This is a genomic window from Actinoplanes italicus (genome assembly GCF_003001815.1).
Taxonomy (GTDB): Bacteria; Actinomycetota; Actinomycetes; order Mycobacteriales; family Micromonosporaceae; genus Actinoplanes; species Actinoplanes italicus.
This window is the reverse complement of the sequence record NZ_PVMZ01000001.1, coordinates 586,594-608,663: the sequence shown is the minus strand read 5'-3', so window position 1 is coordinate 608,663 and position 22,070 is coordinate 586,594. Positions and strand designations below refer to the sequence as shown.

The window sequence follows — 22,070 nt, the reverse complement described above, 5'->3', positions numbered from 1 at the left end:
CCGGGAGCGCGATCACGGGGCGCACTCGCGCGCGGTTATCACCCGGACAGCGGAGCCATTTGCGGGAGGATCCAGACTTCCCAAATGACCCGGCGTTCTGATGAAATCGCCGCCGTGCCGGAAACGGCGCGGGCTCTGCTGCGGGCACCGGACGGGGCCGGACCGCAGCCTTTTCCAGGTCGTGAGGCCGGTCGCCTGATCGGAAGCCGGGCTCGATGCCGGGTTGGAAAAGGTTCATTCGGCCGGCTCCAGCGGTGGCGCGGAGCGGGGACGACCGCGAAGGAGATGTCGTGAGCACGGGATCCTCGGGCCTGGCTGCGCGACGTGGCGGCTTCCGGAGTCCACGGAAGGCCCGGCTCCGCTCGCGGCTCGCCGGCATGCTGGTTCTTCCCCTGATCGCGGTGGCCGGGGTGTCCTCGATGCGGCTGCTCCAGGTCGGGCGGCAGATGAGTGACGCTGAACAGGTCGCACGACTCGCCGAACTCGGCGCCGACATCTCGAACCTGAGCCGGCTGCTGCACGACGAGCGCATGGCCGCCATCGCGTTCCTGGCCACCCCGGATTCTCCGAACACCGCCTTCCGGGAGGCGTCCAAGGCGGTGGACGCCCAGGTGGAGCGGTACCGAGCCGCGCGCGCCGAGATCACCTCGATACCCGAGCGGGTCGAAACCCGCCTCACCGCCGTCGACGGTCAGCTGGACGGGCTGGGTGACCTGCGGACCACGGTCGGGGCGCGCAGCGGTCCCGGGCTGCCCGACACGGCCAAGCGGTACAGCGTCCTGCTGGCCGGCATGACCGGTTACGAGGAGCTGGTCAGCCAGGTCGCCGAACGGGGCGAGGTCGCCGACGGCCTGCGTGCCGTCGCTGCCTTCTCCGAGTTGGAGAGTGCGGCCTCGGAGCAGGCGGCTCTGGCGTACGTCGCCCGGGCGGGCAACGACCTCAGCGCGGACCGCCAGCGCGAGCTGATCGCCACCCAGACCACCCGGGCCCGCGCACTGGCCGACTTCCGTGAGGTGGCCACGCGCGACCAGATCGCGCTGGTCGACTCGGTCATGGCCGACCAGGCGGTGGCCCGTGCCGACCAGTTGACCGCCGGGCTGTCCGACCGGTCCGCGGCCGACCCGGCCGACCTCGCCAAGGCGTTCGCCGACGTGGCGGTCCTGCTCCGCGGCGCCGAGCGGCAGCTGGAGTTCCAGGCCGTCTCGATCGCCGAGGAGGAGCGGACCACCACCACTCGCCTGGCCACGATCGAGTTCATCACGGTTCTCGTGGTCCTGATCGCGACCGTCACCATCGCCTTCTACCTGGGCCGCTCACTGTTGCTCTCGGTACGCCGCCTGCGGGAGGGCGCCCTGGCGGTGGCCAGCCGGGACCTGCCCGAAGCGGTGAGCCTGCTGCAGGACGTGGAGAGCCTGGGCGAAGGCGGCGTCGACCGGATCGTCGCGCACAGCCGGGATCCGATCGAGGTCGCCGACCGTGACGAGTTCGGCGAGGTGGCCGAGGCCTTCAACATGGTGCACCGTGAGGCGATCCGGGTCGCGGCCGAGCAGGCGGCACTGCGGATCAGCCTCTCCACCATGTTCCTCAGCCTGGCCCGGCGCAGCCAGTCGCTGGTCGACCGGATGATCGGCGAACTCGACCAGATCGAGCGGATGGAGGAGGACCCGAAGCGGCTGGCCCGCCTCTTCGAACTCGACCACCTCGCCACCCGGATGCGCCGCAACGACGAGAACCTGCTGGTGCTGGCCGGTGCCGAGGTGGGCACTCCACGCCGCGAGGACGCTCTGCTGATCGACGCCCTCCGGGCCGCCCAGTCCGAGGTCGAGCTCTATCACCGGATCGAGTTCGGCACCATCGAAACCGACGTGCTGATCTCCTCGGCCGCCGTCAACGACGTGGTCCGGCTGATCGCCGAGTTGCTCGACAACGCCACCCGCTTCTCCGCCCCGGACACCGTCGTGATGGCGCACGGCGGACGTAACGGAGCTCACGCCGTCGTCCAGATCGAGGACCGCGGTCTCGGCATCTCGGCCGAGCAACTGGAGACGCTGAACCGGAAACTCAGCGAACCGGCCGATGTGGACGCGTCCGCGTTCCGGCTGATGGGCGTCGCGGTCGTCGGGCGGCTGGCGTCCCGGCACGGCATCCGCGTCGAGCTACGGCCCGGCCCGGACGGCGGCATCGTCGCCGAGGTCGTACTGCCCGCCGACATCGTCGTCATGCCGGGTGCGCCGAGTGCTCCGCCGTCCCGCGCGGCCAGCTGGACCCGGCCCGGGCCGCCGCCCCAGTTGCCGCTGGGCACGCCGCGCAGCATCGACGCGCGACCGGCTGTCCGTACCGCCCCGGCTCCGGCTCCTCCGCCTGTCAGGGCGCCGCAGGTGGGCGTACCCATGTCCGAATTGGATTTGAAGCCGACGCCGGACCGCCCACCGTTGCCGACGCGGGTTCCCAAGCCGGTGGACAACGAACCGACGTCGCCTCCGCCCCCGCCCCCGACTCCGTCCTTGCCTCAGGCTGCGCCGATCCAGTTGGAGATGCAGCACAGCTGGTTCTCGGAGGAGAACGAGCCGGTGGACAGTCATGGAATGCCGACCGCGGGATACGCGCCACCGCCGACCCCGGTGACCGTTGCTGCCCAGCCTGCCCAACCCGTTCAGCCTGCTCCGGTCGTTCCGAAGCCACGCCCCAGTGGCGACGAACGCTGGCGGAGCGCGGCGGACGAGGGCTGGCAGCGCGCGATGGAGGCCTCCGACCCGAAGATCACCGAGACCACCCGATCCGGGCTGCCCAAACGGACCCCGCAGGCCCAGCTCGTCCCCGGCGGGGTGGAGACGGCCCCGCGGCAGCAACATCGTCGCAATGCGGATGAGGTTCGCGGGCTGCTTTCCGCGTATCACCGGGGAGTGCAACGAGGGCGGACGGACGGCGTTGCCGAGACCGCCGCCGCGGTAACACAGGCTCCGAAGGAGAAGGAACAGTGACCAGGCCCCCAACCATGCACGACATGGGCTGGCTGCTCAGCAACTTCGCCGACAGCGTCGCCGGCATCGCGCACGTGATCGCGGTCTCCGCCGACGGGCTGCTGCTGGCCCAGTCGCGAGATCTGCCGACCGACCGTGCCGAGCAACTCGCCGCGATCACCTCCGGCGTGGTGAGCCTCACGGACGGCGCGTCGCGGATGTTCAATGCCGGACAGGTCCAACAGACCATCATCGAAATGGACAGCGGCTATCTTTTTCTGATGTCCATCAGCGACGGTTCGTCGATGGCCGTCCTGGCGGCTCGCAACTGCGATGTCGGTCAGGTCGGCTACGAGATGGCCCTGCTGGTGGAACGCGTCGGCGCGGCCCTCTCGCCGGCGCCACGCGAGGCCGTCAGCCACTAGACGCCGGGGCTCATCGCCCCGGCGGAGACGAGGTGACCGCGACATGACACAGCCGCACGATCCCCGGGGCAACCTGGTGCGGCCGTACGCGGTCACGCGTGGCCGGACCGAACCGATTCGGGACATCCCGATCGAGGCGCTCCTGGTCGCGAGTCCGGCGGCCGTGCAGGAAGCGCGATTCGCCGGGCACGACAAGTACCGCATGGCAGTCCTGTGTGAGCCGAAAGCCATATCGCTCGCCGAGCTCGCCGCGCACACCCGGTTACCACTGGGGGTAACCCGGGTGCTCGTCGCCGACATGGTCGCCGACGGATTGCTTCAGCTGCACAGTGCCGCTCCCAAGACCGGCTTCACGGAGCGGATGGACCTGCTGGGAAGGGTGTTGGGTGGACTTCGCAAGCTCTGAGGAGCGGACGCGACCGCATCCCACCGAGATCACCTCCGCGAAGATCGTGGTCGCGGGTGGTTTCGGCGTGGGCAAGACGACTCTCGTCGGGGCTGTCTCCGAGATCGAGCCACTCACCACCGAAGCGGTGATGACGGTGGCCGGCCAGGGGATCGACGACGCGTCCAAGGTGCCGGAGAAGGGCAGCACCACGGTCGCCATGGACTTCGGCCGGATCACCATGGCCGACGATCTGATTCTTTACCTCTTCGGTACGCCGGGGCAGACCCGGTTCTGGTTCATGTGGGACGAGCTGATCCGCGGTGCGGTCGGTGCGGCCGTGCTGGTCGACACCCGACGGCTCACGGACGCGTTCGCGCCGCTCGACTACTTCGAGAACCGGCATCTGCCGTACCTCGTGGCGGTCAACTGCTTCGACGGCGCGCCCCGCTACGAGCCGGAGGAGGTCCGGGAGGCGCTCGCCATCCCGGCCCGGGTTCCGCTGATCATGTGTGACGCACGACACCGGGATTCGGTCAAGACCGTGCTGATCGGCGTGGTCGAGCACGCCATGGCGACCCTGGTGACCGAGCAGGAGCGGGCCACGCCGGTCGGCTGAGGCACGCCTCAGACCGGGATGCGGTAACCGCGTTTCACGACGGTCTGCACGACTCCGGGCACGGCCAGTCCGGCCCGGAGCCGGGCCACCGCCATCTCGACGGCGTGCTCGTCGGCCCCTCGTGGCAGTGCCTGCAGCAGGGCGGCCCGCGAGAGGACCCGGCCCGGCGATCCGGCCAGCGCCCGTAGGACCGCCATCGGCGCGGGCGCGAGCGGTCGCAGCACGCCGTCGACCACCGCGGCGTGGCCGCGCAACGTGATCGAGTGTCCGGCGATGTGGAAACTCACCGCCCGCTTGGGCAATTCATCGACGATCGTACGGACGAGCGCGCTCAACCTGGCACGGCCGGGCGTGACGACCGGCACGTCCCGCCGGCGCAGCGGAGCCGAGGTGACCGGCCCCACGCACGCGGCCATGACATCGTCGCGCAGTGCATCGAGCAGCGCGTCGGCCCCGGTGCCCGCGGCGCGCAGGACGGCCTGGACCGCCGCCGCGGAGGTGAACGTCACGGCGTCGACGAGACGACCGGTGATCAGATCGGTCAGCCGGTGCAGTGGTGCCGGGTCGACCGGCGGCGCCCAGCGGTAGACCGGAAGCTCGATGACCCGGGCCCCGGCGGACTCCAGGGCCTCGGTGTATTCGGGCTGGCTCTCCCCGTGCAACTGCATCGCGACGGTGAGGCCCGCCACGCCCCGGGCGCTCAGATGCTCGACCACCTCCTCGTAGCCCTCGCCGTCGGGGGACCACTGATCCTGCAGGCCGGCGGACCGGACCGCGGCGCGTGCCTTGGGTCCGCGGGCGACCAGGTAGGCACGCGAGATGACCTCGCGCAGCGGCTCACCCAGACCCCAGTTCTCCGCGGCCTCCAGCCAGCCCCGCATGCCGATACCGGTGTTGACCAGCACGATGTCGGGCGGGTTGTCGAGGCAGGCACGGGTGGCGGCGCGCAACTCGGCGTCGTCGGCGATGGGAACGATACGCAGCGCGGGGGCCAGCACGACGCGGGCGCCGCGCGCCTCGAGCAGGGTGGCCAGTTCGTCCTTACGGCGATCGGCGGTCACGCCGACGGTGTAGCCGGACAGCACGGCGGTCGGCTCGGCGAGCGCGGCCGCCGTCAGCATCGCCCGCCGGGAGCCGGGGGCCCGGTCGGTCATCCGATCCCCGGGTCGAGAAGTCGCGGCGTGGCCGAACGGTCCACCGAAGGGCACGCTCGAAGCCCGCCGTCCTCAGCGTAGACCCGCTCCCACGTCACGCTTGCGGTCCTCGCCATGCCTCCGTCCGGGGCACGCCGCGACTCCTCCCCACCGAACCGGCGAGCCGGCTCGGTGAACACCGTCAGGTCCGTCCTCAACCCTGACGGTGGTCTCTCCATGGTGCGCCCTCGGTCAATACCGGGCGGAGTCGTCCGGAGTTGCGCACCGTTGGCCATGGCCTGAAGCGTGCCGGGAGGGAATTTCGGACGGACGTCCCGTTTGTTTCGAGCCTGCTAAGTCGGGCATGATGCGGGGGTGACCCGCTGCGGACACTGCCGCCGCGCGGAGTATGCTGGGTTCGTTTGGCGTACCACTAGGGCTGAGGGTTTGCAACCAGAACCTTCGCCGGGTTCCTGGTGCCTTGAACACCACCTGTTTTGACCACGCGCCGCGCAGCCGGGTATTGTTGCCTGCTGTTGTGCGACTGATGCGAGTGGTCCCTATGTGGGGTTGCTTGACGCATCTTCCTGATGCGACCAGCGCGCGCCCCCGGACCGACGACGAGACAAGGTAATTCTGTGCGTACGTACAGCCCGAAGCCGGGTGAGATCGAGCGTCAGTGGCACATTATCGACGCTTCTGACGTCGTTCTGGGTCGCCTGGCCACCCACACCGCGAACCTGCTGCGTGGCAAGCACAAGCCCACGTTCGCCCCGCACGTCGACACCGGCGACTTCGTTGTGATCATCAACGCCGGCAAGGTCGCCCTGACCGGCAACAAGCGGCAGACCAAGGTCGCCTACCGCCACTCCGGCTACCCGGGTGGTCTGAAGCAGGTCGGCTACGAGGAGCTGCTCACCAAGCGCCCCGAGAAGGCGATCGAGCTGGCCGTCAAGGGCATGCTCCCGCACAACAAGCTCGCGCGGCAGATCATCAAGAAGCTGAAGGTCTACCCGGGCGCTGAGCACCCGCACGCCGCTCAGCAGCCCCAGCCGTTCGAAATCAAGCAGATCGCGCAGTGAGCGTGGGAGAAGGCAGCAGCATGTCCGACATCATCGAGCCCGAGGTCGTCGAGACCGTCGAGGCCGTCGAGGAGCCCGCTGAGACGGTCGTCGTCGAGACGGCCGCGCCGGCCCCGGTCCGCGCCCCGCGCCCCGGTGGTCGCCCGATCCAGACCGTCGGCCGCCGCAAGGAGGCCATCGTCCGGGTGCGCCTCGTGCCCGGCAACGGCAAGATCACCTGCAACGGCCGTGACCTGGAGAACTACTTCCCCAGCAAGGTCAACCAGCAGCTGATCCGCGAGCCGCTCGTGACCGCCGAGCGCACCGAGCAGTTCGACGTGATCGCGAACCTTCGTGGTGGTGGCATCACCGGCCAGGCCGGCGCCCTCCGCCTCGGGATCGCCCGCGCGCTCATCGAGAACGACCCGGACGACCGTCCCGCCCTCAAGAAGGCCGGCTTCCTGACCCGTGACGCCCGGGTCAAGGAGAGCAAGAAGTACGGTCTCAAGAAGGCTCGTAAGGCTCCGCAGTACTCGAAGCGCTGATTTTGCGCCTCGGTCTTTATCGACGGCCGAGCACGTCCCTCACGCGAGGGATGTGCTCGGCCGTCGATGTTTGCACTCACACCCTCCCCAACTAGCCGTTCCGGTACTCGTGACCAGCCGAACGCTGATGCAGGCTTGAGGTCGCATTTACCGGCGAAAGGAAGCCGCCATGGGGCGACTCTTCGGCACGGACGGCGTTCGCGGCCTCGCGAACGGCGATCTACTCACCCCGGAACTGGCACTGTCGGTCGCAGTCGCGGCCGCACGCGTGCTGGTCGAGTCGGACGGCAGCCATCCGCCGCTGGCCATCGTGGGGCGTGACCCCCGAGCCAGCGGTGAGATGCTGGAGGCCGCCGTCGTCGCGGGGCTGACCAGTGCCGGGGCTCACGTGGTCCGGGTCGGCGTTCTCCCGACGCCCGCTGTGGCGTACCTGGTCGGGCAGACCAACGCCGACCTGGGAGTGATGCTCTCCGCGTCGCACAACCCCATGCCGGACAACGGCATCAAGCTGTTCGCGGCCGGCGGCACCAAGCTGCCGGACGAGCTCGAGGAGCGCATCGAGAAGGCGGTCGAGGACGGCCACGGCCTGATCGGGCGGCCCACCGGCGCCGGGATCGGCCGGGTCAACGACCTGCTCGACGGCGCCGAGTACTACATCAAGCACCTGATCGAGTCGCTCCCGCACCGGCTGGACGGGATCAAGGTCGTCGTCGACTGCGCCAACGGGGCGGCCAGCGAGGTCGGCCCGGTGGCCTACCGGGAGGCCGGCGCCGAGGTCATCGCCATCCACGCGGACCCGGACGGTCTCAACATCAACGAGGAGTGCGGCTCGACGCACCTCGACAAGGTCATCGAGGCGGTCCTGCGGGAGGGCGCCGACCTGGGGCTCGCCCACGACGGCGACGCCGACCGCTGCCTCGCGGTCACCGCCACGGGCGAGGTCGTCGACGGCGACCAGATCATGGCGATCCTGGCCCTGGCCATGCGCGACGCCGGCACTCTCACCGACGACACCCTTGTCGCCACCGTGATGAGCAACCTCGGCCTCCGCATCGCCATGAAGCAGTCCGGCATCCGGCTGCTGGAGACCAAGGTCGGCGACCGTTACGTGCTCGAGGAGCTGGCGAGCGGCGGCCTCGCACTGGGCGGCGAGCAGAGCGGCCACATCGTCATGCCGGCGTTCGCGACCACCGGTGACGGTGTGCTGACCGGCCTGCACCTGATGGCGCAGATCGCGGCGACCGGCAAGTCGCTGGCCGATCTGGCTGCGGTCGTGCACAAGCTGCCGCAGGTGCTGATCAACGTACGGGTCGGCGACCGCGACGCGGGTGCCGCCGCTCCGACCGTGCAGGCCGCCGTCGCGCTGGCCGAGAACGAGCTCGGCGAGACCGGGCGCGTGCTCCTGCGGCCGTCCGGCACCGAGCTGCTGGTCCGCGTGATGGTCGAGGCCGCCACCGAGGAGCAGGCGCGCAGCGTGGCCGAGCGGATCGCCGACGAGGTGCGTGCCGCCAGCCCCGCAGCGTAGGCGCGCTCTAGCCCTTCAGCCTCCGGACCGCCTCGTCGATGACTTCGAGGCGTTTGCAGAAGGCGAAACGGATGAGGTGCCGGCCCGCTTCCTGATGGTCATAGAAGACCTGGGTCGGCACCGCCACCACACCGGACCTGGCCGGTAGCCCACGACAGAACTCGGCGCCGTCGGTGCCGCCGGCCGGCCGGATGTCGGCGGTCACGAAATAGGTGCCCTCGGACGGCAGGACGGCCAGGCCGGCCTCGGTGAGCCCGGCGACCAGACGGTCCCGGCGCTCCCGCAGGCCGGCGGTGAATCCGGTGAAGTAGGAGTCCGGAAGGTTCAGGGCCACGGCCACGGCGGGCTGCAGCGGCGCGCCGTTGACGAAGGTCAGGAACTGCTTGACGCGCAGCAGCGCCGAGATCAGCCGGACCGGGCCGGTGGCCCAGCCGACCTTCCAGCCGGTGCACGAGAACGTCTTGCCGGCCGAGGAGATGCGCAGCGTGCGCTCGCGCATGCCGGGCAGCGAGGCGAGCGGCAGGTGCGGTGCCGCGGCGTCGGGGAAGACCAGGTGCTCGTACACCTCGTCGGTGACGGCGAAGACGTCGAACTCCCGGCACAGGCCGGCAATCGTCTCCAGCTCGGCCGGGGTGAAGACCTTGCCGGTCGGGTTGTGCGGCGAGTTGAGCAGCACCAGACGGGTACGCCCGCCGAACGCCGCCCGCAGCTCGTCGGGGTCGAACTCGTACCGCCCGGAGGGTCCCGGCCGCAGCGTGACCGGCCGCCGGACCGCACCGGCCAGGGTGATCGAGGCGGCGTACGAGTCGTAGTACGGCTCGAAGCAGACGACCTCGTCACCCGGCTCGCACAGCGCCAGGATCGCCGCCGCGACCGCCTCGGTGGCCCCCGCGGTGACCGCGACCTCGGCGTCGGGATCCCGTTCCAGGCCCCAGAACCGCTGTTCGTGGGCGGCGATCGCGGCACGCAGCGCGGGGATGCCGGCCAGGGGTGGGTACTGGTTGGCTCCGCTGGCCAGCGCCTCGGCGGCCGCGGCCAGCATCTCCGGCGGCCCGTCGGTGTCGGGGAAGCCCTGCCCGAGGTTCACCGCCCCGGTCCGGACCGCGAGAGCCGACATCTCGGCGAAGATCGTGGTGCCGAACGGGCGCATCCGTGCGACGAGCGGGTCCGCCGGGCTGGACGTGATCACCGTACTCCCTCTAATTGATGATGATCTTGTAGCAGTTGGCCGTCGCCAGGGTGCCCTCCGCGTTCTGCTGAGCGACCTGCTCCCCGTCGACGGTGGCCTTGCAGCTGATCGAACCGTTGTCGATGCCGGTGCGCACGGCGATGACCGAGACCACGGCCGGGCTCTTCATCGTGGTCGTGATCTTCCACGGGAGTTTGGCGTTGCCGACCCGCTTCGGTGTGCCGTCCAGCTTCTCCATGTAGAGGATCTCGGCCGTGCCGTCTCCGGTGACCTCATAGGTCACGCTGATCTCCTTGCCCTCGCCGAGCCCGGGGATGTCGGTGGGCACGGCCGGCAGGTCCGGGAAGTCGGTGGGCAGGCCGGGAAGATCCGGCGCCTCGGTCGGGAGGATCTCGGGCAGCGTCGGGTTGAGAATCGGCTCGGCGATCTCCTCGGCCTTCTCGGCCGCCTGCCTCGCCATGATCACTGAGGCGGTCACCACGCCGCCGCAGAGCAGCAGGGTGACGGCCAGAACCAGGGCGATCAGCGGCGCGTTGCTCCGGCGAGGCGGGCGGGGCTCATAACCCGGAGGCGGGGGGCCGTACTCGGGAGGCGGGGGCCCGTAGTCGGGCGGCGGCGGAGGAGGACCGTAGCCGGGCGGAGTGCCGTAGCCCGGCGGTGGCGGCTGGTATCCGGCGTTGGGGTCGACCGTCGGGAACTGAGCGGTCGGCGGGTAGTCCGGCGGTGGCGTGAACTGGGGTGGCCTGGGCGGTTGCCGGGGCTCGCTCGGATCGCTCATCTTTCCTCCCGGTGGGGGCACCGCTTTCCGACGGTACGCCAGCGACGCACGGTGGGGATCATCCACCCGTATGGGCGAGAGAGCTGCCGACGTGGTTGGACTAAGGTTCCGATCAACTGCGATGCTCATAACTGCGCTTCCCGAGCATGACGGCTGAGCGAAAGTCGGTTACGCTGCCCGTCATGTGTGGGATCGTGGGTTACGTAGGTAATCGTCCGGCGTTGAGTATCGTCATCGACGGGCTGCGCCGCCTTGAGTACCGCGGTTACGACTCCGCGGGCGTCGCCATCATCGACAGCGGCCTGGTCAAGACCGAGAAGAAGGCGGGCAAGCTCGCCAACCTGGAGAAGGCGCTCGCCGAACGCGTCGGCGACGGCATCGAGGCCGGCGTCACCGGCATCGGGCACACCCGCTGGGCCACCCACGGCGGCCCCACCGACCGTAACGCCCACCCGCACGTCTCCGTCGACGGCCGGGTCGCCGTCATCCACAACGGCATCATCGAGAACTTCGCCCGCCTGCGCGCCGAGCTCGAGGCGACCGGCGTCGAGTTCCGCAGCGACACCGACACCGAGTGCGCGGCCCACCTGCTCGCCGCCGAGATGCGCACGCTGCGCGAGTCCGGTGCCGAGGACGGCCCGGCCCTGCTCGCCGAGGGCATGCGCCGTGTGGCCAAGCGGCTCGAGGGCGCCTTCACCCTGCTCGCCGTCGACGTGGACGTGCCCGACGCGGTCGTCGCGGCCCGGCGCAACTCGCCGCTCGTCGTCGGCCGCGGCAACGGCGAGAACTTCCTCGCCAGCGACGTCTCCGCCTTCATCGAGCACACCCGGGAGGCGATCGAGCTGGGACAGGACCAGGTGGTCCTGATCACCCCGTCCGGCATCGAGATCACCGGTTTCGACGGGACCCCGGCCACCGGCACCGAGTTCCACATCGACTGGGACGCCTCTGCTGCCGAGAAGGGGGGCTACGAGTACTTCATGCTCAAGGAGATCGCCGAGCAGCCACAGGCGATCGCGGAGACCCTGCTCGGCCGGCTTTCCGAGCGTGGCGAGATCATCCTCGACGAGGTCCGCCTGACCGACCAGGACCTGCGGGACGTCGACAAGGTCTTCATCGTCGCCTGCGGTACCGCGTACCACGCCGGCATGGTCGCCAAATACGCCATCGAACACTGGGTGCGCATCCCGTGCGAGGTGGAGCTGGCCAGCGAGTTCCGTTACCGTGACCCGATCCTCGACCGGTCCACGCTGGTCATCGCGATCAGTCAGTCCGGCGAGACCATGGACACCCTGATGGCGATCCGGCACGCCAAGGAGCAGAAGGCCCGGGTTCTCGCCATCTGCAACACCAACGGCTCCACCATTCCGCGAGAGTCGGACGCCGTCCTTTACACCCACGGCGGTCCGGAGATCGCGGTCGCGTCCACCAAGGCGTTCCTCACCATGCTGGTCGCCTGTTACCTGATCGGCCTGCACCTGGCCCAGATCCGCGGCGTGATGTACGCCGACGAGGTCGCCGCCGTGGTGTCGCGACTGCGCCGGACCCCGGACAACCTGCGTGACCTGCTCGGCCGCATGGAGGAGGTGCGGGCCCTGGGCCGGGATCTCAAGACCGCCTCGACGATGCTCTTCATCGGCCGGCACGTCGGCTTCCCGGTGGCGCTTGAGGGTGCGCTCAAGCTCAAGGAGCTCGCGTACATCCACGCCGAGGGCTTCGCCGCCGGTGAGCTCAAGCACGGCCCGATCGCGCTGATCGACCAGGGCACTCCGGTGATCTGCGTGGTGCCGTCCCCGCAGGGGCGCGGTGTGATGCGCGACAAGGTGGTCTCGAACATCCAGGAGGTGCGCGCCCGCGGCGCCCGCACCATCGTGATCGCCGAGGAGGGCGACGAGGACGTCCGGCAGTTCGCCGACCACCTGATCTACGTACCGCACACGCCGACCCTGCTCGCCCCGCTGATGACCACGGTGCCGCTGCAGATCCTCGCCTGCGAGATCGCCTCGGCCCGCGGTTACGACGTCGACCAGCCCCGCAACCTGGCCAAGTCGGTCACCGTCGAGTGATCGCGGGTTGAGCCGCCGGCTCACGGCGTTCCGCCCAGCGTGATCCGGGTGATGGCGTCGAGGGCCGGCTCGCCCTGGTCCCAATAACCCAGGTGACCCGCGTCGAACTGGCTGGGGAAGACGCGGGCGCCGAATCCGGGCTGGCTCGGGTCGCGCCCGAACCACAGGTGCCGCTTGCTGCCGGGGAGGTCCGGCAGCAACAGCTCCTTCGGCGCGGCCGCCACCCGGATCGGATCGGTCGCCGACGTGGTCGCCCACACCTGCTCAGCCGGGAACCTGAGCTGTGCCGCCGAGTCGACACCCACACCGGGCGAGCCGACGAAGACCACGGCGTCGGCGGGCAGGCCTCCCGCCGACGCGGCCCGGCCCACCACCAGCGAGCCGTAGCTGTGCCCGAGGACCGTCTGATGTGCCGGCTCACCCTCGTGCGTGACCCGCAGGGCCTCCTGAAACCGGGTCAGATACGGCGCCGCGTCGCGCGCCTGACGAGCCGAGGAGGCCTCCGGCACGAAATCCGGCGCGTCGTAGTCGAGCCACAGCACGGCGCTCGTCGCCCGGCCCGGCCCCAGCTCACCGGCCCGGACCGCGACCCGCTCCGCCCTGCTCAGCTCGCCACCCAGTGACTTGAGGTCGGAGGTCATGCCCGGCACGTGGGTCAGGACGTGGGCGGCCCGGTCCGGGTCGCCGAGCGCCACCACGGCCCGGCCCTCGCCGTCCAGACCCAGATCCACCAGGTACGCCCGGGGCGCACCCTCCTCCTCGAGGCGCGCGGTCAACCTGTCCAGCCCGGTGCGCAGGTCCCGTACGCGATCGGGATCGGTCCCGGCCGTCCGCAGCCGGTCCAGCTGCCGGCGGTGGTCGTCGAGCAGGAGACGGTTGGCGATGTCACGGTCGGCGATCGGGATGCCGTCCACGCCGGCGAGCGCGGCCGGATCGGTGACCAGCAACCAGTTCCGCTCGGCCGGACTCCATCGCTCCCACCAGCGCCGGACCTCCGCGGGCGGTGCTCCGCACGCGGGGTAGGACCCGGCGACCGGAGTGGGCGGCACGTCGGCGAGCGGGCCGAGCCCGGCGGCCGCGGTGGCGTCGGCCTCCGCGGCCACGGCCAGCGCGGCTCCCAGATCGGCGGCGACGGATCTGACCGCCGGTCCCGCCTCGGGGCGGCCGTGGACCGTACCGTGATCATCGATGACCAGGCCGGAACGCCCGGCTGCCGCGCGTGCCCGATCGAGGAGCGTGCGGGCCCGGCCGAGGGCTGCGGCGAACTCGCTGAGCACCTGGTCGGCCCGCCAGCACAGCACCCGGAAGAAGGCCAGGCGGCCGCGCAGCGCGTGGAGCCGGGCCGTCGCGGCCTCGGCCGCCGAACCGGACCACGACTCCCGCAGACGGTCCACCAGTGGGCCGAACTCGGCGCACAGCGCCCCGGCCAGGGCGGCCCATCGCCGCCAGGCCAGAGCGGTGGCCCGCCAGCGCGCCGGATCGGTGGCCCGGAGCTTGGCGTAGGTGACGGCGGAGGCGTCGACGGCGTTCATCGGGCCGTCCGGAGCCGGGCAGCGGCACGGTTGTCGGCCTCCCTGTACGCCGTGGCGGCGGCTCTGATCCGCTCGGCCGTCTCCTCGACGTCCCGGCCGAGCAGGCCGACCAGCCGCCGGGCCGAGTCGGCCGTGAGGTCGGCGGCACCGGTGGCGGCCCAGTGCGGGGACGGGTCGGCGACCGGCACCCGGGCGGCCGTGCCGACGACCCGGCCGGCGAACCCGGTGACCGCCGTGGCGTCCTGAAGAAGGCTTTCGGCATCGACCTCGAAGTCGGGATTCATCGGGCGGACCTCCATGGGGGACGAGGGATGCGCCGACGTTAGAGGCCGGATCGGGGCCGTGGGGCGGGCCTGTGGACGACCGTCCACAGGCCTTGCGCGCGCAGTGGCGTCCTGATAGACGGGCGGGCCCGGGAAAGTGACCGGATGCGCCGATATGGTGACCGGTGTGATCGTGTCTGTCGGCATCGACGTCGTCCTGGTGGAACGCTTCGCCCGTGCGCTGGAGCGGACCCCGATGCTCTCCGACCGGCTGTTCACCGAGGCCGAGCGGCACACCAACTCCGGCAGCCCGCGGTCGGCCGAGTCGCTGGCCGCCCGGTTCGCGGCCAAGGAGGCCGTCGCCAAGGCGCTCGGAGCGCCGAACGGCATGCGCTGGCACGACTGCGAGATCGTCACGGATCCGGACGGGCGTCCGTGGTTGACCGTTTCAGGTACGGTCGCCGCCGCGGCGACCGAGCGGGGCATCGCCCGGTGGCATCTGTCGCTGTCGCACGACGGCGGGATCGCCTCCGCGATGGTGGTCGCCGAAGCGGGCGAGTGAGCGGGAGGATTCATGCGGCAGGCATGGCGGGTCGCCGATGTACGGGCGGCCGAGAAGAACCTGATGGCGGGCCTTCCCGAGGGCGCACTGATGCAGCGGGCGGCGGCCGGGCTGGCCCGGCGCTGCGCCCTGTTGCTGGAGGAGGCCGGCGGTGTCTACGGCGCCCGTGTCCTGCTGCTGGTGGGCAGCGGCGACAACGGCGGTGACGCGCTCTACGCCGGCGCCACGCTGGCACGGCGGGGAGCCCAGGTCCGGGCACTGCTGCTGACCCCGGAACGGGTGCACCTGGCCGGACTGGCCGCGCTTCGCCAGGCGGGCGGCTTCACCACCCGTGACCTGCCGGCACGTGCCGATCTGGTGCTGGACGGCATCGTCGGGATCGGAGCGAGCGGCGGACTGCGCGCCGAAGCCGCGGCGATCGTCCGGGAACTGGGCGGCCTGCGTGGCCGGACCGGTGAGCGGGCCACGGTGGTGGCGGTCGACGTGCCGAGCGGCGTCTCCGTGGACACCGGCGACGTGCCCGGCGAGGCGGTCACCGCCGACGTCACGGTCACCTTCGGCTGCCTCAAGGCGGCGCACGTGCTGGGTCCGGCCACCCTGCGCTGCGGCCAGGTGGACCTGGTGGACATCGGCCTCGGTCCGGCCCTGACAGGCGATCCCGCGGTCCGCGTCCCGGACGCGGCCGACATCGCCTCCTGGTGGCCGCGGCCCGGCGCGACCTCGGACAAGTACACCCGCGGCGTGGTCGGCCTGGCCACCGGCTCGGCCTACTACCCGGGCGCCGCGCTGCTCTCCACCGCGGGCGCTCTGGCCGGGCCGACAGGCATGGTGCGGTACGCCGGCAGCGCGCACCGTGAGGTCGTCCGCGCCCACCCGTCGGTCGTCGTCGCCGATCGGGTCGCCGAAGCCGGCCGGGTGCAGGCCTGGGTCTGCGGCTCCGGTCTCGGCACCGGCGAGGAGGCACGGACCGAGCTGCGCAGTGTGCTGGCCACCCCGCTGCCGGTCCTGCTCGACGCGGACGCGATCAATCTGCTGGTCGGCGGCGAGCACGCGGAGGATCTGCGCCGCGACGCCCCGCTCGTGCTGACCCCGCATGACGGGGAGTTCAAGCGGCTGGCCGGCGAGGCGCCCGGCGCTGACCGGGCCGGTGCGGCGGCCCGGCTGGCCGCATGGACCAACGCGGTGGTGCTGCTGAAGGGCGACCGGACCATCGTCGCCACCCCGGGGGGTGAGATCTGGGCCAATCCGACCGGCAGCCCCGCTCTGGCCACGGCGGGGAGCGGGGACGTTCTGGCCGGTCTGCTCGGGTCGCTGCTGGCGGCCGGGGTGCCGGCCGTGCGCGCCGCGGTGGCCGCCGCCTACGTGCACGGACTCGCCGGTCGCCGGGCGGCCTGGGACGGGCCGGTGACGGCGGCGGACGTGGCGGCCGCGCTGCGCCCGGCCGTGGGCGATCTGCTGGGCTGACGAACGGGCTGACCGAACGAAATTGTCATACGCCTCAGTAGGGTGGAGGCATGTGGCAGGCCGAAGTCCGCGTCGATCTGGACGCGATCAGGGACAACGTCGCGATGCTGCGTGCCCGCACCTCCGCCGAGGTGCTGGTGGCGGTCAAGGCCGACGGCTACGGGCACGGCCTGGTGCCGGCCGGGCGGGCCGCGGTGGCCGGTGGCGCCACCTGGCTCGGCGTCGCCACCCTCGACGAGGCGCTGACGCTGCGCCGATCGGGTGTCGAGGCACCGGTCCTGGCCTGGCTGCTCACTCCCGGTCTGCCCCTGCACGACGCGGTCGGGGCCGGGATCGACCTGGGCGCCGCGAGCAGTGACATGATCGACGAGCTGGTGACCGCCGCCCGCCGGGCAGGTCGCCCGGCCCGGGCCCATCTCAAGCTCGACACCGGTCTGTCCCGCGGCGGTGCGGTCGCCGCCGAGTGGCCCGCCCTGCTGGAGGCCGCCGCGAAGGCACAGGCCACCGGCGATCTGGAGGCGGTCGGCGTGTGGAGCCACTTCGCCTGCGCCGATGAGCCGGGGCACGAGTCGATCGACCGTCAGCTGGCCGCCTTCCACGAGGGTCTGGCTCTGGCCGAGTCCTACGGGATCGAGCCGCGATACCGGCACATCGCCAACTCGGCCGCGCTGCTGACCAGGCCGGACGCGCATTTCGACCTGGTCCGGGCCGGCATCGCGGCCTACGGCCTGTCGCCGATCGCGGGGGAGACCTACGGCCTGCGGCCCGCCATGACGGCCCGGGCCCGGGTGATGCTGGCCAAACGGGTGCCGGCCGGGCAGGGCGTGTCCTACGGGCTCACCTACACGACGAGCCGGGAGACGACGCTCGCGGTGGTGCCGCTGGGCTACGGCGACGGGGTCCCGCGGCACGCGTCCAGCGCCGGCCCGGTCCGGGTGGGCGGCACGACGGCCCGCATCGCCGGGCGGGTCTGCATGGATCAGCTGGTCGTCGACGTGGGCGACGAGCCGGTGAGCGCTGGCGACGTGGTCACGCTGTTCGGTCCGGGCGACGACGGCGAGCCGACCGCCGACGACTGGGCGGCCGCCACCGGCACGATCAACTATGAGATCGTCACCCGGTTCGGCAGCAGCCGCGTGCCGCGCAACTACGTCGGGGAGTCCACCCGGTGAAGAAAACAGATGTCGCGGGAGGCCGCCCGGTGAAGAAACGATCGCGGGTCGTCAAGAACGCCGGCATATTCGGGGCCGTGGTCGGTGTGGCCGCGGCCGGTCTGGCCACCGCGTTCGCCGTGGAGCGGGCGCTGGTCCGCCGCTCGGTCAACGCGCCCGGCGACCCCTTCGTCGAGGAGCCGTTCGGCGACCAGCCCTTCGACCGGGAGCTGACAGTCACCGCGGCCGACGGCACCGATCTGCACGTCGAGATCATCGAGCCGGAGGGCGCGCCCGACGAGCCGACCATCGTCTTCGTGCACGGGTTCGCCCTGGACATGGGCACCTTCTACTTCCAGCGCAAGGAGCTGGCCGAGCGGGGTTCGCACCGGATGGTCTTCTACGACCAGCCGGGACACGGCCGGTCCAGCAAGCTGAAATCCGGCACGTACGACCTGGCCGCGCTCGGGCGCTCGCTGGCCGCGGTGTTGACCGAGGCCGTTCCCGAGGGCCGGATCATCCTGGTCGGCCACTCGATGGGTGGCATGACGATCATGGCGTTCGCCGAGCAGTTCCCGGCCTGGTTCGGCAACCGGGTGACCGGTGTGGTGCTGATGTCCACCTCGGCAGGGCTCTTCGACAAGGCCAAGCTCGGCATCACGAACGTGGTGGCCCGGGTGAGCGCCCCGTTCTTCCCGCTCTGGGACAAGGCGGCCCAGCTCGGCGGCGGCACCATCGACCGGGCCCGGGTCGCCTCGTCGGACCTGGCCTGGCTGCTGACCCGGCGTTACGGCTTCGGTGAGACGAAGCCCAGCCCGTCGCTGGTCACGTTCGTGGAGAGCATGAACTCGAAGACGTCGGCCGAGACCTTGACGAAATACCTCCAGACCCTCTACACGCACAACCGCATCCCGGCGCTGTCCGCGCTGCGTGGCGTCCCGGTGCTGGTCGTCGTCGGTGACCGGGACTACCTCACCCCGGTGACCCACTCCGAGCAGATCATCGAGAATCTGCCCGAGGCCGAGCTGGTCAAGATCGAGAACAGCGGTCATGTGGTGATGCTGGAGAAGGCCGATCAGGTCAACGCCGCGCTGATTCCCTTCCTGGAGAAACTGACGTGAAGCTGAAGACCGTCGAGGACACCCGTGAGTTCGGGCGGCGCCTCGCGGGTGTGCTGCGCCCCGGCGACCTGGTGCTGCTCACCGGGCCGCTCGGCGCCGGGAAGACGGCCCTCACCCAGGGCATCGGCGCCGGTCTGGGCGTGCAGGGGCCGATCACCTCACCGACGTTCGTGATCGCCCGGGTGCACCGGGGTCCGGTGCCGCTGGTGCACGCCGACGCCTACCGCCTCGGCGACCGGCCGGACCCGCGCGCCGAGATCGACGACCTCGACCTGGACGCCTCGGCCGACGACGCGGTCACCGTCGTCGAGTGGGGCGCCGGTCTCGTGGAACGACTCAACGACGAATACCTGCAGATCCGTCTGGATCGGCTGGACGACGACACCCGCACCGTGGAGTTGCTGCCGCACGGCGGCGACTGGGCACACCGACTGGAGACCATGTGAACCTGACCGAGCAGCTGCCGGCCGAGTGGCGAGCCGAGCTGTCCCCCCACCTCGACGCCGCCGCGACCACCGCTCTGGGGGAGTGGGTGGCCGAGGAGTATGCGACACAGACCGTCTACCCGCCCGTGGAGGACCTGTTCGCGGCGTACCGGCTGTGCTCCCCGGGCCAGACCCGGGTGCTGATCCTCGGACAGGACCCCTACCACGGCCCCGGCCAGGCGCACGGTCTGAGCTTCAGCGTCCGTGACGGTGTGCGTCGTCCACCGTCGCTGAGCAACATCTTCAAGGAGCTCAACGAGGACCTCAACGTCCCGAAGCCGGCGGGCGGCGATCTGACCGGGTGGGCGAAACAGGGCGTGCTGCTGCTCAACGCGGTGCTGACGGTCCGGGCGGGCAAGGCCGGTTCGCACGGCAACAAAGGCTGGGAGGCGTTCACCGACGCCACCATCAAGGCGCTCAACGAGCGTGACGAGCGGATCGTCTTCATGCTCTGGGGCAGCTACGCGAAGAAGAAGGCGGCGCTGGTCACCAACCCGGTGCACGCGATCCTCGAAGCCGGCCACCCGAGCCCTCTGAACCGGGTCGGTTTCCTCGGCAGCCGCCCGTTCAGCGCGGCCAACAAGGCTCTCGCCGACGGCGGCCGGCCGGTCATCGACTGGGACCCGAAGGCCACGGTCTAGGGTTTCGCTGTGCTGGTACTCGCTCTGGACACCGCTACACCCGCGTCGACGGCCGCGCTCGTCGAGGTGACCGCGGACGGGCTGACCGGTGTGGCCGAGCGGCGCACCGTCGACCCGCGCGCCCACGGGGAGAAACTCGCCCCCGAGATCGCGGCGGTCCTCGCCGACGCCGGCCACCGTCCGCGCGACCTCGCCGCGATCGTCGCGGGTCTCGGGCCGGGGCCGTTCACCGGCCTGCGGGTCGGGCTGGCCACCGCGGCGAGCATGGGGCAGGCGCTGGGCATCCCGACGTACGGGGTGTGTTCGCTGGACGCTCTGGGACGTGCGGCGGGTCCGGGCCGGGTGCTGATCGCCACCGACGCCCGGCGGCGTGAGGTCTACTTCGCGACCTATCTCGACGGGGAACGGGTGACCGGCCCGGAGGTGGCCAAGCCCGGCGATGTGGCTGCGCTGTTGCGAGCGTCGGTCGACCGGGCGGCGGGTGAGGGCGCCTTGAAGTACGGCGATGTCTTCGCCGTGCCGGTCGAGGAGCACCTGCTTTATCCGCCCGGTGCCGCTCTCGTCGCGTTCGCGGCCGACCGGATCCGCCAGGGCGCGCCGGGCGAGGTGCTGACTCCCCTCTACCTGCGCCGCCCGGACGCGGTGGAGCCGTCGGGCCGCAAACCGGTGCTGACCTGATGACCCCGGAGCGCTTCCGCTGGTGGCACATCGAGGAGGTGCTGCCGATCGAGGAGGACCTCTTCGGTCCGGAGAAGTGGTCCGCCGCGATGTTCTGGAACGAGCTGGCGACCGGCCAGTTCTACCTGGTGACGCGGGACGGTGACGGCAGTGTGATCGGCTACGCCGGTCTGTCCGTCGTGGACGAACACGAGTCGTGGGTGCAGAACATCGCGGTCCGCCGGGACGCCCAGCGCCGCGGTCTGGGCCGGGTGCTGCTGGAGGCGCTGCTCGCCGAGGCGGCCCGCCGCGGCACCCGGAAGACACTGCTCGAGGTGGCCGTCGACAACGCGCCGGCGCAGCAGTTGTATGCGAGTTACGACTTCGAGCCCGTCGGCATCCGGCGCGGCTACTACCAGCCCAGCAACACGGACGCTCTGGTGATGATGCGCAATGCGTGACGAACCCCTGGTCCTCGGGATCGAGACCTCCTGCGACGAGACCGGTGTCGGCATCGTGCGCGGGCACACCCTGCTCGCCGACGCGCTGGCGTCCAGTGTGGACCAGCACGCCCGGTTCGGTGGTGTGGTGCCCGAGGTGGCCAGCCGGGCGCACCTGGAGGCGCTGGTCCCGACCATGCAGCGGGCCCTCGACGAGGCCGGTGTGACACTCGCCGACGTCGACGCGATCGCGGTGACGAGCGGACCCGGCCTGGCCGGGGCACTGCTGGTGGGAGTGGCGGCCGCGAAAGGTTACGCGCTGGCCGCGGAGAAGCCGATCTACGGCGTCAACCACCTGGCCGCGCACGTGGCGGTGGACACGTTGGAGCACGGCCCGCTGCCCGAGCCCGCGGTGGCGATGCTGGTCTCCGGCGGGCACTCGTCGCTGCTGCTCGTCGACGACCTGACGGCCGGTGTCACCCCGCTCGGCGCGACCATCGACGACGCGGCCGGCGAGGCTTTCGACAAGGTGGCCCGGCTGCTGGGCCTGGGCTTCCCGGGCGGGCCGATCATCGACCGGTCGGCGCGCGAGGGCGATCCCGGATCGATCGCCTTCCCACGGGGGCTGACCGCGCCGAAGGATCTCGTCGCGCATCGGTTCGACTTCTCGTTCTCCGGGCTCAAGACGGCGGTGGCCCGCTGGGTGGAGAGCCGGGAACGGGCCGGGGAGCCGGTGCCGGTGGCCGACGTGTCGGCGAGCTTCCAGGAGGCGGTCTGCGACGTGCTGACCGCGAAGGCGATCGACGCCTGCCGGTCGAACGGGGTGGGAACCCTGGTCATCGGTGGCGGCGTGGCGGCGAATTCGCGGCTGCGGGTGCTGGCCGAGGAGCGTGCCGCGAAACACGGGATCACGGTCCGCGTACCCCGGCCGGGTCTCTGCACCGACAACGGCGCCATGGTGGCCGCACTCGGCTCGCATCTGGTCGCGGCCGGGGTGGCACCGAGCCGCCTGGATCTCCCGGCGGATTCCGCGATGCGTTTGACCGAGGTCAGTGTGCCAGGGTAGGA

At 71.2% G+C, this 22,070-nt stretch carries 22 protein-coding genes; 17 read left to right on the top strand and 5 right to left on the bottom strand.

Features of this window, described 5'->3' with window-relative positions:
- The first annotated feature begins 290 nt into the window (after positions 1 to 290).
- The 4 genes from CLV67_RS02895 to CLV67_RS02880 are packed head-to-tail and all read left to right on the top strand — an operon-like array spanning position 291 to position 4,389.
- Positions 291 to 2,981, top strand: coding sequence for a sensor histidine kinase (locus CLV67_RS02895; RefSeq protein WP_106315531.1), 2,691 nt, complete (start codon positions 291 to 293; stop codon positions 2,979 to 2,981).
- Positions 2,978 to 3,385 (top strand): roadblock/LC7 domain-containing protein, encoded by a 408-nt coding sequence (locus CLV67_RS02890; protein WP_106315530.1) that lies wholly within the window; start codon positions 2,978 to 2,980, stop codon positions 3,383 to 3,385. The genes CLV67_RS02895 and CLV67_RS02890 overlap by 4 nt, the downstream gene beginning before the upstream one ends.
- Before the next feature lie 43 nt (positions 3,386 to 3,428).
- Complete coding sequence (locus CLV67_RS02885) at positions 3,429 to 3,791, top strand: DUF742 domain-containing protein (RefSeq protein WP_106315529.1); 363 nt, start codon at positions 3,429 to 3,431, stop codon at positions 3,789 to 3,791.
- Positions 3,772 to 4,389 (top strand): GTP-binding protein, encoded by a 618-nt coding sequence (locus CLV67_RS02880; RefSeq protein WP_106315528.1) that lies wholly within the window; start codon positions 3,772 to 3,774, stop codon positions 4,387 to 4,389. Before CLV67_RS02885 ends, CLV67_RS02880 begins: the two co-directional genes overlap by 20 nt.
- 8 nt (positions 4,390 to 4,397) lie before the next feature.
- Here the strand turns inward: CLV67_RS02880 and CLV67_RS02875 are convergent, their stop codons facing one another.
- Entirely contained in the window at positions 4,398 to 5,510 is a 1,113-nt protein-coding gene (locus CLV67_RS02875) for a uroporphyrinogen-III synthase (protein ID WP_106315741.1), read from the bottom strand.
- A gap of 650 nt (positions 5,511 to 6,160) precedes the next feature.
- Here CLV67_RS02875 and rplM point away from each other — a divergent pair.
- From rplM to glmM, 3 genes are all read left to right on the top strand, one after another.
- Positions 6,161 to 6,604 carry a 50S ribosomal protein L13 gene (gene rplM / locus CLV67_RS02870; protein WP_014440773.1) on the top strand — a complete coding sequence of 148 codons (444 nt, stop codon included), beginning with the start codon at positions 6,161 to 6,163 and terminating at the stop codon, positions 6,602 to 6,604.
- Positions 6,605 to 6,624: 20 nt separating this feature from the next.
- Complete coding sequence (gene rpsI / locus CLV67_RS02865) at positions 6,625 to 7,128, top strand: 30S ribosomal protein S9 (protein ID WP_106315527.1); 504 nt, start codon at positions 6,625 to 6,627, stop codon at positions 7,126 to 7,128.
- Positions 7,129 to 7,297: 169 nt separating this feature from the next.
- Positions 7,298 to 8,653 carry a phosphoglucosamine mutase gene (gene glmM, locus CLV67_RS02860; RefSeq protein WP_106315526.1) on the top strand — a complete coding sequence of 452 codons (1,356 nt, stop codon included), beginning with the start codon at positions 7,298 to 7,300 and terminating at the stop codon, positions 8,651 to 8,653.
- Between the two features lie 7 nt (positions 8,654 to 8,660).
- Here glmM and CLV67_RS02855 read toward each other — a convergent pair whose 3' ends face one another.
- Both CLV67_RS02855 and CLV67_RS02850 read right to left on the bottom strand, forming a co-directional pair.
- On the bottom strand, positions 8,661 to 9,839 hold the full coding sequence (locus tag CLV67_RS02855; RefSeq protein WP_106315740.1) for a pyridoxal phosphate-dependent aminotransferase: 1,179 nt from the start codon (positions 9,837 to 9,839) through the stop codon (positions 8,661 to 8,663).
- 13 nt (positions 9,840 to 9,852) lie between these two features.
- Positions 9,853 to 10,620, bottom strand: a complete 768-nt coding sequence (locus tag CLV67_RS02850) for an MmpS family transport accessory protein (RefSeq protein WP_106315525.1) — start codon at positions 10,618 to 10,620, stop codon at positions 9,853 to 9,855.
- A gap of 146 nt (positions 10,621 to 10,766) precedes the next feature.
- Between CLV67_RS02850 and glmS the strand changes: the two genes are divergently transcribed.
- Entirely contained in the window at positions 10,767 to 12,686 is a 1,920-nt protein-coding gene (gene glmS / locus CLV67_RS02845; protein ID WP_428839478.1) for a glutamine--fructose-6-phosphate transaminase (isomerizing), read from the top strand.
- Between the two features lie 20 nt (positions 12,687 to 12,706).
- Here glmS and CLV67_RS02840 read toward each other — a convergent pair whose 3' ends face one another.
- Complete coding sequence (locus CLV67_RS02840) at positions 12,707 to 14,218, bottom strand: alpha/beta hydrolase (RefSeq protein WP_106315523.1); 1,512 nt, start codon at positions 14,216 to 14,218, stop codon at positions 12,707 to 12,709.
- Complete coding sequence (locus CLV67_RS02835) at positions 14,215 to 14,502, bottom strand: hypothetical protein (RefSeq protein ID WP_146168972.1); 288 nt, start codon at positions 14,500 to 14,502, stop codon at positions 14,215 to 14,217. The genes CLV67_RS02840 and CLV67_RS02835 overlap by 4 nt, the downstream gene beginning before the upstream one ends.
- Before the next feature lie 166 nt (positions 14,503 to 14,668).
- Between CLV67_RS02835 and CLV67_RS02830 the strand changes: the two genes are divergently transcribed.
- The 9 genes from CLV67_RS02830 to tsaD are packed head-to-tail and all read left to right on the top strand — an operon-like array spanning position 14,669 to position 22,068.
- Positions 14,669 to 15,043, top strand: coding sequence for a holo-ACP synthase (locus CLV67_RS02830; protein WP_106315739.1), 375 nt, complete (start codon positions 14,669 to 14,671; stop codon positions 15,041 to 15,043).
- A gap of 12 nt (positions 15,044 to 15,055) precedes the next feature.
- Complete coding sequence (locus tag CLV67_RS02825) at positions 15,056 to 16,507, top strand: NAD(P)H-hydrate dehydratase (RefSeq protein ID WP_106315521.1); 1,452 nt, start codon at positions 15,056 to 15,058, stop codon at positions 16,505 to 16,507.
- Between the two features lie 50 nt (positions 16,508 to 16,557).
- Entirely contained in the window at positions 16,558 to 17,679 is a 1,122-nt protein-coding gene (alr, locus tag CLV67_RS02820) for an alanine racemase (RefSeq protein WP_106315520.1), read from the top strand.
- Between the two features lie 29 nt (positions 17,680 to 17,708).
- A complete protein-coding gene (locus tag CLV67_RS02815) occupies positions 17,709 to 18,779 on the top strand; it encodes an alpha/beta fold hydrolase (RefSeq protein ID WP_106315519.1) in 1,071 nt (356 codons plus the stop codon).
- The gene (gene tsaE / locus CLV67_RS02810) at positions 18,776 to 19,225 is read left to right on the top strand and encodes a tRNA (adenosine(37)-N6)-threonylcarbamoyltransferase complex ATPase subunit type 1 TsaE (RefSeq protein ID WP_106315518.1); all 450 of its coding nucleotides are present in this window, start codon (positions 18,776 to 18,778) and stop codon (positions 19,223 to 19,225) included. Before CLV67_RS02815 ends, tsaE begins: the two co-directional genes overlap by 4 nt.
- A complete protein-coding gene (gene ung, locus CLV67_RS02805) occupies positions 19,222 to 19,905 on the top strand; it encodes a uracil-DNA glycosylase (protein ID WP_106315517.1) in 684 nt (227 codons plus the stop codon). The genes tsaE and ung overlap by 4 nt, the downstream gene beginning before the upstream one ends.
- A 9-nt stretch (positions 19,906 to 19,914) precedes the next feature.
- A complete protein-coding gene (gene tsaB, locus CLV67_RS02800) occupies positions 19,915 to 20,583 on the top strand; it encodes a tRNA (adenosine(37)-N6)-threonylcarbamoyltransferase complex dimerization subunit type 1 TsaB (RefSeq protein ID WP_106315516.1) in 669 nt (222 codons plus the stop codon).
- Positions 20,583 to 21,023, top strand: a complete 441-nt coding sequence (rimI, locus tag CLV67_RS02795; protein ID WP_106315515.1) for a ribosomal protein S18-alanine N-acetyltransferase — start codon at positions 20,583 to 20,585, stop codon at positions 21,021 to 21,023. Before tsaB ends, rimI begins: the two co-directional genes overlap by 1 nt.
- Complete coding sequence (gene tsaD / locus CLV67_RS02790) at positions 21,016 to 22,068, top strand: tRNA (adenosine(37)-N6)-threonylcarbamoyltransferase complex transferase subunit TsaD (RefSeq protein WP_106315514.1); 1,053 nt, start codon at positions 21,016 to 21,018, stop codon at positions 22,066 to 22,068. Before rimI ends, tsaD begins: the two co-directional genes overlap by 8 nt.
- Positions 22,069 to 22,070: the final 2 nt, after the last annotated feature.